At 73.3% G+C, this 13895-nt stretch carries 3 protein-coding genes; 1 reads left to right on the top strand and 2 read right to left on the bottom strand.

The annotated features are described in order from the left end of the window. Window positions 1-71: 71 nt before the first annotated feature. Entirely contained in the window at window positions 72-4823 is a 4752-nt protein-coding gene (locus ACIRYZ_RS07025) for a type I polyketide synthase (protein WP_402940617.1), read from the bottom strand. Further along, on the bottom strand, window positions 4823-10309 hold the full coding sequence (locus tag ACIRYZ_RS07020; protein ID WP_402940615.1) for an SDR family NAD(P)-dependent oxidoreductase: 5487 nt from the start codon (window positions 10307-10309) through the stop codon (window positions 4823-4825). Before ACIRYZ_RS07020 ends, ACIRYZ_RS07025 begins: the two co-directional genes overlap by 1 nt. A gap of 586 nt (window positions 10310-10895) precedes the next feature. On the opposite strand from ACIRYZ_RS07020, the gene ACIRYZ_RS07015 reads away from it, so the two are divergent. Continuing rightward, window positions 10896-13841 (top strand): AAA family ATPase, encoded by a 2946-nt coding sequence (locus ACIRYZ_RS07015; RefSeq protein ID WP_402940612.1) that lies wholly within the window; start codon window positions 10896-10898, stop codon window positions 13839-13841. Window positions 13842-13895: the final 54 nt, after the last annotated feature.

Below are 13895 nucleotides of genomic sequence, written 5' to 3'. Positions count from 1 at the left end.
GAGTGTCGCCACTTCTGTGCGAAAGATTCAGGCCGGCGTGCGGGGCGGGGTCGGCGGTCGTGCTCACGTCGTCACGCCGTGCCGAGCTCGTTGTCGATGAAGGCGAAGACGTCGTCGGCGGAGGCGTTCTCCAGCCGCCCCGCGACCGACTCGCCGCCGGCGGCGGACAGGGTCTCGGTCAGCCCGTTGAGCATCGCCTGCAGGCGGGCCGTGAACCGGCCCTGCTCGATCTCCTCGACCTTCAGCCCGCCGAACGCGGCCTCCAGCCGGTCGAGTTCGGCCAGCAGCACGTCAGTCGAGGAGCCGCTCTCGCCCTCGCCCAGCTCGGTGCCGAGGTGCTCGGCCAACGCGGCGGGCGTCGCGTAGTCGAAGATCAGCGTGGCCGGCAGGGCCACCCCGGCGGCGGTGCTGAGCCGGTTGCGCAGGTCCACCGAGGTCAGCGAGTCGAAGCCGAGGTCACGGAACGCGGTGCTGGGCTCGATCCCGCCGGCCGCGCCGTAGCCGAGCACGGTGGCGGCCTGGGTGCAGACCAGGTCCACCAGAGCGCGCTTGCGCTCGCCGCCGGTCAGGGCGGCCAGCTTCTGGGCGAAGCCGTCGGGGACCGCGTTGTCACCGCCGCCGGACGCCGCCAGGCCCTGGACCTCGGGCAGGTCGGCCAGCAGCGGGCTGGGCCGGGCGGCGCCGAAGGCGGGCGCGAACCGGGTCCAGTCCACGTCGGCCACGGTCAGCGTGGTCTCGCCGCTCTCCAGCGCCCGGCGCAGCGCGATCAGCGCCTGGTCGGGGTTCATCGCCGAGATGCCGAGGCTGCGGCCCGCGTCACGCACGGCGTCGTGGTCGGCCATGCCGCCGCCACCCCACAGGCCCCAGGCGATCGAGGAGGCCGCCAGGCCCTCGCCGCGCCGGTACTCGGCCAGCGCGTCCAGGAAGGCGTTGGCGGCCGCGTAGTTGGCCTGCCCGGCGCCGCCGACGGTGGCGGTGAGCGAGGAGAAGAGGATGAACGCCGACAGGTCCAGCTCCGCGGTGAGCTCGTGCAGGTTCAGGGCGGCCTGCGCCTTGGGCCGCAGCACCGTGGCGAAGCGCTCGGGGGTGAGCGCGTCCAGCACGCCGTCGTCCAGCACGCCGGCCAGGTGGATCACGGCGGTCAGCGGATGCTCGGCCGGGACGGTGGCCAGCAGCGCGGCCAGGCTCTCGCGGTCGGCCGCGTCGCAGGCGGCGAAGGTGACCTCGGTGCCGGTCTCGGCCAGCTCCTGCCGCAGTTCGGCGGCGCCGGGCGCCGCCTCGCCGCGGCGGCTGGTGAGCAGCAGGTGCTCCGCACCCTGCTCGGCCAGCCAGCTCGCCACCCGGGCACCGACCGCGCCGGTGGCGCCGGTGACCAGCACCGTGCCGGTGGGCTGCCACGGGGTACCGGGCCGGGCCGGCGCGTGCTCCAGGCGGCGGGCGAACAGGCCGGACTCGCGCAGGACCAGCTGGTCCTCGTCGCCGTAGGCGGTGAGCGCGGTGGCGAGTCGGGCCAGGGTGAGCGGGCCGAGCTCGGCGGGCAGGTCGAGCAGACCGCCCCAGCGCCCGGGGTGCTCCAGCGCGGCCACCCGGCCCAGGCCCCAGACCTCGGCCTGGCTGAATCCGCTCGGGCGGGCCGAGGACTCGTGGGCCATCGCGTCCCGGGTGACGGCCCACAGCCCGGCCTCGATCCCGGCGTCGCCGAGTGCCTGGATCAGCGCGGCGGTCACGGCGGTCCGGGTGTCGAGCGCCAGCAGGGAGAGCACGCCGTCCACCGCACCGTGGCCGTCGAGCAGTTCGGCCAGGGCGGTGCGCTGCTGCGCGGCAGTGGGCACGGCGAGCAGCTCGACCTGGTGGCCGCGCTCGCGCAGCGCGGTCAGCGCGGCCTCGACCCACGGGTCCTGGGCCAGGGCCTCGGAGACCACGGCCAGCCAGCGGAACGTTGCGGCGCGGTCCTCGGAGCCGGGCAGCATCCGCCAGCCGACGCGGTAACGCCAGCCGTCCACGGTGGAATTGGCCTGCCGCTGGTCGTACCAGGAGGCCAGCGCCGGGATCAGCGCGGCCACCGGGGCCTGGTCGTCCACGCCGAGGGTGGCGGCGACCGCGGCCACGTCCTGCTCCCGGACCAGCTCCCAGAACTCGCCGCCCTCGTCGCCGCCGCGGCCCGGGGCGGTGGCCGCCGTGATGGACGGGGCGTTCTCCCAGTGCCGGTCGCGCCGGAAGGGGTAGGTCGGCAGGTCCACCACGCGGGCGCCGGTGAACAGCGCCGACCAGTCCGGGCTCAGGCCGCTGACGTGCAGTCGGCCGAGCGCCGTCAGCAGCGCCTTGGCCTCGCCCTGGTCGCGGCGCTGGGTGGCGACCACCTCGGCCACGATGTCCTGGGACATGCCGGTGAGCACCGAGTCGGGGCCCACCTCCAGCAGCCGGGTGACGCCCTCTGCGGCCAGGGTGCGCACACCGTCGTGGAACCGGACGGCCTCGCGTACGTGGCGCACCCAGTAGTCGGGCGAGGTCAGCTCGTCGGCGAGCGATCCGGTCAGGTTGGAGACGACCGGCAGCTGCGGCTGGTGGAACTCCAGCTTGTCGAGCACGGCCCGGAAGGACTCCAGCATGTCGTCCATCCGGTGCGAGTGGAACGCGTGCGAGACCTTCAGCCTGGTGGTCTTCTCGAACCGGGCGGCAACCGCGAGCACCGCCTCCTCGTCGCCCGAGACGACCACCGCGCGCTCGCCGTTGACCGCGGCGAGGTCGGCGCCCTCGGTGAGCAGCGGGGCGACCTCGGCCTCGCCGGCCCGGATGGCGACCATCGCGCCGCCGGCGGGCAGCGCCTGCATCAGCCGGCCGCGCGCGGCGACCAGGGTGACGGCGTCGCTCAGCGAGAGCACACCGGCGACGTGGGCGGCGACCACCTCGCCGATCGAGTGCCCGCCGAGCAGGTCGGGGCGGATGCCCCAGGACTCCAGCAGGCGGTAGAGCGCGACCTCGAAGGCGAAGATGCCGGCCTGGGTGAAGACGGTCTGGTTCAGCAGCTCGGACTCGGTGTCCAGCACCACCTCACGCAGCGGCCGCTCCAGGTACTGGTCGAACTCGGCGCAGATCTCGTCGAAGGCACGGGCGAACTCGGGGAAGCTCTCGATCAGTTCGCGTCCCATGCCGGGGCGCTGGGAGCCCTGACCGGAGAAGACCACGGCGAGCTTGCCGGGGCCGGCGGCGACCTGCGGCAGCTCCCGGCCCTCGGCCAGCGCGCGCAGCCCCTCCAGCAGTTCGGCGCGGTCGTGGCCGACCACCGCGGCGCGGTGGGTGAGCAGGGCACGGGTGGTGGCCAGCGAGAAGCCGACGTCCAGCACGTCGAGGTCATCGGCCGCGGCGATCAGCCGGCTCGCCTGGTCCTTGATCGCCTCTGCGGTCTTGGCGGAGAGCACCCAGGGCACGGCCGGCAGGGCGGCGCGCGGCGCCCGCTCCGCCACCTCCTCGGCCGGGGCCTCTTCGAGGATGGTGTGCGCGTTGGTGCCGCTGATCCCGAAGCCCGAGACGGCGGCGCGGCGCGGCTGACCGTAGGTCTGCCACGTCCGGGCCTCGGTCAGCAGCTCGACTTCGCCCGCCGACCAGTCCACCGCGGAGGTGCGGCGCTCGGAGTGCAGCGACTTGGGCAGCACCCCGTGGCGCATCGCCATGACCATCTTGATCACGCCTGCCACGCCGGCGGCGGCCTGTGGGTGGCCCATGTTGGACTTGATCGAGCCCAGCCACATCGGCCGGCCCTCGGGCCGGTTCTGCCCGTAGGCGGCGATGACCGCCTGGGCCTCGATCGGGTCGCCGAGCTTGGTGCCGGTGCCGTGCGCCTCCACGACGTCGATCTGGTTCGGCGACAACTGGGCGTCGGCCAGCGCCGACTGGATCACCCGGATCTGGGCCGGGCCGCTGGGCGCGGTCATGCCGTTGGAGGCACCGTCCTGGTTGATCGCGCTGCCCCGGATCACCGCGAGCACCCGGTGCCCCTTGCGCCGGGCGTCCGAGAGCCGCTCCACCAGCAGCACACCCGCGCCCTCGGACCAGGCGGCGCCGTCCGCGTCCTCGGAGAAGGACTTGCAGCGCCCGTCGGCCGACAGCGCCCGCCGCTCGCTGAACTCGATGAACATCTCGGGGCTGGCCATCACCGCGGCACCGCCGACCAGGGCGAACTCGCACTCGCCGCGGCGCAGCGACTGGGTCGCCTGGTGCAGCGCCACCAGCGATGCGGAGCACGCGGTGTCCATGGTGACCGCGGGTCCCTCGAGGCCCAGCGTGTAGGCGATCCGGCCCGAGACGATGCTGCCGGAGATGGTGCCGCCCACGTAGTCGTGGTGCATCAGGCCGACGAAGACGCCGGTCGGGGTGCCCTTCATCGACTGCGGGTCGATCCCGGCCCGCTCGAAAGCCTCCCAGGAGGTCTCGAGCAGCATCCGCTGCTGCGGGTCGGTGCCGGGCGCGTCCTTGGGGCTGATGCCGAAGAACGCGGGGTCGCACTCGGCGGCGTCGTGCAGGAAGCCGCCCTGGCGCACGTAGCTCTTACCGGGCTTGCCGACCTCGGGGTCGTAGAGGTTCTCCACGTCCCACCCGCGGTCCACCGGGAAACCGGAGATCACGTCGGCGCCTTCGCTGACGATCCGCCAGAGGTCCTCGGGCGAGCGGATGCCGCCGGGGTAGCGGCAGGCCATCCCGATGATCGCGATCGGCTCGCGGTTGAGCTCCTCCAGCTCGCGCACCCGGCGGCGGGTGCGCTCCAGCTCGCTGGTGGCCCGCTTCAGGTAGTCGCGGAGCCTGTCGACGTTGGCCGGGTCTACCATCACTGGACTCCAGATTCGTTGTCGATCGTCGCGAAGAGTTCTTCGTCGGTGGCGGTGTCGAAGTCGTCCGGCGCCTCGCCGCCCGTGCTGTGGGTGTCACGCCAGGTCCGCAGCAGCGCTTCGAGGCGCGCGGTGATCCGGGCGTGTGAGCCGTCCTGGTCCGGCAGTGCGGTCAGCGCGACTTCGAGCCGGTCGACCTCGGCGACCATCAGCCGGGCCTGGTCGGCCGGGCCGGGGACGAGTTCGGCCTTGAGGTAGGCGGTCAGGACGGCCGGTGCCGGCTGGTCGAAGACCAGGGTGGCGGGCAGCGAGAGGCCGGTGGCCGCCCCGAGCAGGTTGCGCAGTTCGACCGCCGCCAGCGAGTCGAAGCCCATCTCCTGGAATGCCTTGTTCGGGTCGAGCGCCTGGGTCGAGGTGTGGCCGAGTACGGCGGCCACCCCGGTGAGCACCAACTCCAGCAGCAGGCGGTCGCGGTCGGGGTCCGGCAGCGGGGCGAGGCGCTCGCGCCATCCGTTCTGCGCATCGGCGCGGGAGGTGCCCGCGGCGCCGGCGGCGCGGCGCGAGGCGCCGCGGACCAGCCCGCGCAGCAGCGTCGGGACGCCGTCGGTCCTGGCCCGCACCGCGGCGACGTCCAGGCGCATCGGCACCACGAGGGCGTCCTCGGCGGCCAGGGCGGCGTCGAACAGCTCCAGGCCCTGGGCGGCGGGCAGCGGTGGCAGGCCCATCCGGTGCATCCGCTCCAGGTCGGCGGCGTCCACCTGGTCGGCCAGGCCGCCGACCTCGGACCACAGGCCCCAGGCCATCGAGACGGCGGGCAGCCCGGCGGCCCTGCGGTGGGCCGCGAGGCCGTCCAGGAAGGCGTTGGCGGCCGCGTAGTTGGACTGGCCGCCACCGACCAGCAGGCCGGCGGTGGAGGAGAACAGCACGAAGGCGCTGAGCTCGCGGCCCTGCGTGAGTTCGTGCAGGTTCCAGGCGGCGTCCACCTTGGGCCGCAGCACCCGCTCGACCTGCTCGGGGCTGAGCGCGGCGAGCATCCCGTTGTCGACCACGCCGGCCGAGTGCACCACGGCGCCGACCTGGTAGCGGCCCAGCAGCTCCGCGAGTTGGCCGCGATCGGCCGCGTCGCAGCTCGCCAGCGCGACCTCGGCGCCGAGCCCTTCGAGCTCGGCCCGCAGCTCGGCCGCGCCGGGGGTGTCCGCGCCGCGCCGACTCGTCAGCAGCAGGCGCCGGACGCCGTGGGAGCCGACGAGGTGACGGGCGATCAGCTGTCCCAGGCCGCCGAGGCCGCCGGTGATCAGCACGTACGCCTCGGGGTCGAAGTGCGGCGGCTGCGCCGGCTTCGCCCTGGCGAGCCTGGGCACCGACAGCTCGCCCTCGCGCACCGCGACCTCGGGCTCGCCGCAGGCCAGCGCGGCGGCCAGGCCCGCGGTGCCGTCGCTGTCCACCAGCAGGAAGCGACCGGGGTTCTCCGACTCGGCGGCCCGGACCAGTCCGGCCAGCGGCGCGTGGGCGAGCTCACCGGCCCGGATCACCACCGCCAACCGGGAGTGGTCGAAGCGCCGGTCGGCGAGGAAGGCCCCGAGGACGGCGAAGGTCTCGCCGACACTCCTGTGCACCGCCGCGGGCACCTCACCGGCGACCGTGGCCGCCGGCAGGACGATCAGGCTCGGCGCTTCCTCGATCGACGCCAGGTCCGGGTGGACCGGCACGCCGAGAGCGAGGTCGTCGGGGCCGCAGACCACGACGTCCGCGGGCAGGGCTTCGGCCGAGGTGGGGCCGAGCGGAACCTGCTCCAGGCGGAAGAGCGACTCCCCCGGTCCGGCGGCCAGTTGCCCCGCCGAGACCGGGCGGGCCACCAGCGTGCGGACGGTGGCCACCGGCGCGCCGGTGCCGTCCGCGACCGCCAGCGAGACTGCGTCCTGGCCGGCCTTGGCGACGTGCAGCCGCAACTCACCGGCCCCGCCGGCGTGCAGGGTGACCCCGCCCCAGCTGAACGGCAGCACCGCCTGGCCGTCACCCAGGTCGAGCAGGTTGACGTGCAGGGCCGCGTCCAACAGCGCCGGGTGCAGACCGAAGGCGGCGGCCGTGGCCCGGGCACGGTCGGGCAGGGCGGCCTCGGCGAACAGGTCCTCGCCGCGCCGCCACGCCGCGCGCAGTCCCTGGAACACCTCGCCGTAGCCGTAGCCGACCCCGATGAGCCTGGGATAGAGCTCGCCCAGCTCGATGGGTTCGGCCCCTTCGGGCGGCCAGACCCGCAGGTCGAACTGCGGCTCCTCGCCGGCGCCGGTGAGCAGTCCGGCGGCGTTCTGACTCCACGGCGCGTCCGGCGCGTCCGCGGACCGGGAGTACACCGCGACCGTGCGCCGCCCGGCGTCCTCGGCGCCGACCGCGACCTGCACCGCCACCGCGCCCTGCTCCGGCAAGGTCAGCGGCGCCTGGAGCGTCAACTCCTCCAGCAGGGCGCAGCCGACCCGGTCGCCGGCCTGGACCGCCAGCTCCACCAGGGCCGTACCGGGCAGCAGCACCGTGCCGTGCACGGCGTGGTCGGCCAGCCAGGGCTGAGCGGAGCGGGAGAGCCGCCCGGTCAGCACCAGCCCGCCCGAGTCGGGCAGTTCGGTCGCCGCGGCCAGCAGCGGGTGCTCGACGGGGAGCTGACCGAGGCCGCTCGGGTCGCCGCCGGCGGCGGTGGCCTCCAGCCAGAGCCTGGTGCGCTGGAACGGGTAGAGCGGCAGGTCGACCCGGTTCGGGCGACGGCCTTCGAAGAGCGCGGCCCAGTCGACCGGCACGCCGTCGGCGTGCAACCGCCCCAGGCCGCCCAGCAGCTCCCGCGTCTCGGCTGAGTCGCGGCGCATGGTCGCGGCGGCTGCCAGGTCACTGTCGAGGCAGTCCTGCGCCATAGCGGTCAGCACCGCGTCCGGTCCCAGTTCCAGGAGCCTGCGCACGCCCAGGGCCCCGAGCGCGCACAGCGCCGGCTCGAACCGCACGGGCCGGCGGACGTGGTCGACCCAGTAGTCCGGCGAGCCGAGCTCCTCGGCGCCGGCCAGGGCGCCGGTCAGGGTGGAGACGATCGGGATGCCCGGCGCGCCGTAGGACTGCGCCTTGGCGACGAGGGCGAACTCGGCCTGCATCGGCTCCATCAGCGGGGAGTGGAAGGCGTGCGAGACGGTCAGGCGGGTGCTCTTCTCGAACCGGGCGGCGAGCGCCAGCACCGCCTCCTCCTCGCCCGAGACCACCACCGAGCGCGGCCCGTTGACCGCGGCCAGGCCCACCCGCTCGCAGAGCAGCGGCAGCACCTCGGCCTCGGCGGCCCGGATCGCCACCATCGCGCCTCCCGCGGGCAGCCGGCTCATCAGGCCGCCGCGCGCCAGCACCATGGCGGCCGCGCCCTCCAGCGACAGCACGCCGGAGACGTGCGCGGCGGCCAGCTCGCCGACCGAGTGGCCGACCAGGTAGTCGGGGCGCACGCCCAGCGACTCCACCAGCCTGAAGAGCGCCACCTCGACGGCGAAGATCGCCGCCTGGGCGTAGTCGGTGCGGTTCAGCAGCTGCGGCTCCGCCTCGATCACCCGGGCGATCGGAATCTCCAACTCCGCATCCAGCAAGGCGGATACCTCGTCGAAGGCGGCCGCGAAGACCGGGAACGCCCGGTACAGCTCCCGCCCCATGCCAAGGCGCTGCGAGCCCTGCCCAGTGAAGAGGAACGCCAGCTTCCCGCTACCGACCACGGTGCCCGCAGCCAGGGCCAGGGCCGCCAGCAGCTCCTCGGTGGAGCTGCCGACGGCCACCGCACGGTGCTCCCAGGAGGAGCGGGCGCAGGCCAGCGAGAAGGCCACCTCGGCCGGGTCAAGCTCGGGGCGGGCCTCGACCCAGGCGCGCAGGCGGCCCTTCTGCTCGGCGAGCGCCTCGGGGGTGCGTGCCGACAGGAGCCACGGGACGGCGTCCAGCCGGGGCGCGGGGGTCACTGCCGGCGCGTCGGCGCTCTGCGACTCGGCAACCTGCGCCTGGCTCTTCGCGGTCTCCGCCTCGCCCTGAGCCCCGGTCTGCGGCTCGGTCCGCGGCTCGCCGTCCGCCTCGGTCTGCGGTTCGAGCGCCGGGGCCTGTTCGAGGACCACGTGCGCGTTGGTGCCGCTGATCCCGAACGAGGAGACCGCCGCTCGCCGGGGCCGTCCGCTCTCGGGCCACTCCTGGGCCTCGGTCAGCAGCCGGACCTCGCCCGCCGTCCAGTCCACCTGGGTGGAGGGGCGGTCCACGTGCAGGGTCTTGGGCAGTTCGCCGTGCCGCATCGCCTGCACCATCTTGATCACCCCGGCCACGCCCGCGGCGGCCTGGGTGTGCCCGAGGTTGGACTTGATCGAGCCGAGCCACAGCGGCCGCCCCTCGGGCCGGTCCTGACCGTAGGCCGCGAGCAGGGCCTGCGCCTCGATCGGGTCACCCAGCGCGGTACCGGTGCCGTGTGCCTCGACCACGTCGACGTCCGCCGGGGAGACGCCGGCGCTCGCCAACGCCTGCTTGATCACCCGCTGCTGGGAGGGGCCGTTGGGTGCGGTGAGCCTGCTGCTGGCTCCGTCGGAGTTGATCGCGGTGCCCTTGACCACGGCCAGCACCCGGTGACCGAGCCGCTGGGCGTCGGAGAGCCGCTCGACCAGCAGCATGCCCGCGCCCTCGCCCCAGCCGGTGCCGTCGGCACCCTCGGCGAAGGCCTTGCAGCGGCCGTCGGGGGCCAGGCCGCGCTGCCGGCTGAAGTCGATGAAGGTCTCGGGGGTGGACATCACGGTCACACCGCCGGCCAGCGCCAACGTGCACTCGCCCGACTGCAGCGCCTTGACCGCCCAGTGCAGTGCCACCAGCGAGGACGAGCAGGCCGTGTCGATGGTGACGGCGGGCCCTTCCAGGCCGAAGGTGTAGGCCACCCGGCCCGAGGCGACGCTGGCGGCACTGCCGTTGGCCAGATAGCCGTCGAGGTCGTCCGGCACCGAGAGCAGCCGGGTCGCGTAGTCGTTGTACATGACGCCGACGAAGACGCCGGTACGAGAGCCGCGCAGCGCCGCGGGGACGATGCCGGCATCCTCGAAGGCCTCGTGGGAGGTCTCGAGGAGCAGCCGCTGCTGCGGATCCATCGCCAGCGCCTCGCGCGGCGAGATGCCGAAGAAGTCCGGGTCGAAGTCGGCGGCGTCGTGCAGGAAGGCCCCGGTCCGGGCGTAGGTCTTGCCCGCCCGCGCGGGGTCGGGGTCGTACAGCGACTCGACGTCCCAGCCCCGGTCGGCCGGGAAGTCCGACACCGCGTCGGCGCCGGCGACCACCAGGTCCCACAGTTGCTCAGGCGTGGCGACCCCGCCGGGGTACCGGCAGGCCATCCCCACGATCGCGATCGGCTCGTGCGCGCGGTACTCCGACTCGCGCAGCCTGCGCCGCGTCTCGCGCAGATCCGAAGTGGTTCGCCTGAGATAGTCGAGCAGTCGGTCCTCGTTGTTCGCCAACGCAGTCATCCGATCGGGATCGAAGCCTTCGGAAACGCGGGATCCCGGTTCGTCGGTCCATGTCCCCGCCTTTGGGAGGCTAGGGATCAGGGGGTGTCGGGGTCACCCCCCTACCGCCCCCTGGAGTGAACCGGCCCCCACTTTCCGAAGCATGTCGAATGCCGCGCCGATTGGCCCGCCGACATGGCGACCACCCCCATCGGACCCGCGCGGATCGCCACCGCCGACCATCCGGCGAGGTCGATGTTGACAACGTCGGCGAATCGAACATAACGTCAAGTCGGCTCCGGGGAACGGGAGGAGACCCCCTGAACAGCCACAAGTCCACGATCGGCCCGGAGTGTCCCGGCAAGCCAGCCCAACCCCGGAAGGTCTGGACCATTCCAAGACGACAGTGCCGTCTCCGCCGCCCACGCCACGTGAAACGCTGACGAGGGCGGGAAATTCCAATGATGACATGTATACGACCTTTTGCTGTGGAGAAGATTTCACTTCCGTGTTTCCAGAGCTTGTCGTCGCGCAGCGAAGATAATGCCCCCGGGGATCCGTGAGGGTGGGCGGCCCCGGTAAATTCTTTTGCGGATTCAATCCAAGAATGATGGCCACGGGGGAGGCCATCACGGGGGAGGTCATGGTGCGCCTGTTCGAGCGCCATCGAGAGCTTGAGACCCTGCGCGACGCGTTCGCCGAGTGCGTCGCCGGAGCAGGGCAGCTTGTCATCGTCACCGGCGGCCCGGGGGTCGGGAAGACCGAGCTGCTCCACGAGTTCGCGAACGCCGCGGGCAAGACCGGCGCCCGGCTGCTGACCACCGTCGGCTGCCTTCAGAAGCGGGCCCAGCCGATGAGCGCCATCCGGGAACTCCTGCACAGCGGCGAGCTCCCGACGGATGTTCTGGAAGACTCGTTACAGCCTGATACCGAAGTCAACTTAGCGTCAGGTGCCCGATACCGGACGGCATCGGGTCGACCGGACCACGGCGGCACACAATACGCCCCGGAAACCCTCCCCCAAGCCGTGTCCACATCAATCTTGGAGTTGGCCAGAGAACGTCCTCTGGTCATCCTCATCGACGACGCCCATCTCCTGGACACCCAGTCCCTTCAGACCCTGCTGTACCTCCTGCGGCGGATCAGGAACAAGCGGATCACGGTGGTCTGTGCCGGCTGGGAGCAGTGCGCGCTGCCGAACCCGCTCATCCACGACGGCCTCAGCCGCCAACCACACCGCCGGGTCCGGCTGGCGCCACTGTCCGAGCAGGGCGTGGCCCGGATGCTCGCCGCCCAGGCCGACCGGCCACTGCCCGCCGAGATCAGCGCCACCTACCACCAGGTGACCGGCGGAAACCCCATGCTGGTGCACGCCCTGCTGGACGACGGCACCCAGTTCGGCACCGAACTCGGTGAGCCCGTCCCGAGCATCGCCTACCGGCAAGCGGTGCTGGCCTTCCTCTACCGGGGCGAGCCCAGACACCTCTCCGTCGCCAGGGCGCTGGCCGCGCTCGGCGAGCACGCCAGCGCCCGGACCGCCGCGCTGCTGCTGTCGACCAGCCCCGACGCGGTGCAGGTCGTGGTCGACGTGCTGGGCTCCACCGGCCTGCTCGACGGGTACCGCTTCCGCCTGCCCGCCGCCGCCAAAGCGGTGTTGAGCGACCTCGACCCCGGCGAGCGCTCCCGGCTGCACGGCGCGATCGCCCGACTGCTCTATCTGGACGGGGCGCCCGCTTCCGTGGTGACCAACCACCTCATGGCCGCGGGCCAGGTCGACGAGCCCTGGGGCTTGTCGGTGCTGCGGCTGGCCTCCGAGCAGGCGCTGGCCGCGGACGACGTCGAACAGTCCACCGGCTACCTGCGCCTGGCCCTGCGCGAGTCCGCGGACGAGCAGGAACGGCACACCCTCTCCACCGCGCTGGCGCGGGCGGAGTGGCAGGTGAACCCGGCCGCCGTGACCCCGCATCTCAATCCGCTCCACCGGCACGTGCTGGGCGAGGACCTGGACGCGCGGGACGCGGCCACCGTGGTGCGGCACATGCTCTGGCAGGGCGAGACCGGCCTCGCCGACGAGGCCGTGACCGCGCTGGCCGCCTCGCTCGCCCCGGGCGACGCCCACGTGCTGGCCGAGGTGGAGTTCGTCCGGCACTGCTTCTACGGCGTGCCCCGGGTCAGCCACGGCGGCGACCTCGCCAAGATAGCCACCCTGGAACGGGCCACCACGGGCAAGGTGAACACCCTGTGGGCCACGGTGGCCCTGCTGGTCGGTGGAGACGTCAGCGCCGCGTCGGTGGCGCAGGTGACCGAGGCCCTGCAGAGCGACCAGGTCAGCGACCTGAAACTGGAACTGACGGTCATCTCTCTGCTGGTCATCGCCTTCACCGGCCAGGTCCAGACCGCGATCGAGGTCTGCGAGGCGCTGCTGAGCGACTCCGTGCGGCGCGGGTGGACGACCTGGCGGGCGCTGCTGCTCAGCGTCCGAGCCGAGATCGCCCTGCTGCAGGGCGATCCGGGCACCGCGGAGGCCAAGGCCACCGAGGCGCTCGATCTGCTGCACTCCCAGGCCTGGGGTGTCCTGATCGGCCTGCCGCTGTCGACGGCGATCTCCGCCAACACGGCCATGGGCCGGCACGAGACCACGGCGCAGCTGCTGCGGCGCAAGGTGCCGGACAGCATGTTCGACACCGGCTTCGGCGTCCAGTACCTGCGCGCCCGGGGACACCACTACCTGTCCACCGACCGGCCGTTCGCGGCGCTGAACGACTTCGAGACCTGCGGGCACCTGATGCGCGACCGCAACCCCGCCCTGCAGCCGCTGGTCCCCTGGCGCACCGACCTCGCCCAGGCCAACCTGCGGATCGGCAAAACCCGGGTCGCCAAGGAGCTGGCGGAGGAGCAGGTCGGGCAGCGCCACCCACTGGGCACCCGCTCGCGGGCGATCGCCCTGCGGGTACTGGCCGGCACCAGCCAGCCGCGGCATCGCACCGCGCTGCTGCGCGAGTCGATCGACCTGCTGCAGGCCTGCGGCGACCGGCTGGAACTCGCGCTGGCCTTCGCCGACCTGTCCGCCACCCACTACGAGCTGGGCGACTACGCCAGAGCCCGCCTGGTGGCGCGTCAAGCCGCCCAGGAGGCCGGCGACGGCGAGCCGCAGGCGGCGGCGGTGGACGGCGCGGTGCCGCAGAACGAGCCGGTGCCCGCCGACTCCCCTGCCACCCCCTCGCCCGCCGCCGGCCCCGCTGCCATCCCGGTTGCCGACTACGCCTCGCTGCTCAGCGACGCGGAGAGCCGGGTCGCCGTCCTGGCTGCGCTCGGATACACCAACCGTGAGATCAGCGGCCGCATCCATGTGACGGTCAGCACGGTCGAACAGCACCTCACCCGCGTGTACCGGAAGTTGAACGTCGCCAGCCGCACCGAACTGCCGTCCAAGCTCCTGGAACGGCAGATCCCCGCGCTGCCCGAGCACCCGTCCGCCACCGATCGCCGTCCTCGTCAGCGCACCGTGGCCACCAAGGAACTCCCAGTGCTCTGGCGCCGGTTGGCGCTGTAAGGCCTGTTGGAAGGCCTGCTGCCCGGCGCCGAAGCCGCCGCGTCCGAACCGCCC

Source organism: Kitasatospora sp. NPDC101155, assembly GCF_044768305.1.
GTDB lineage: Bacteria > Actinomycetota > Actinomycetes > Streptomycetales > Streptomycetaceae > Kitasatospora.
This window is presented reverse-complemented; position numbering and strand designations above follow the sequence as displayed.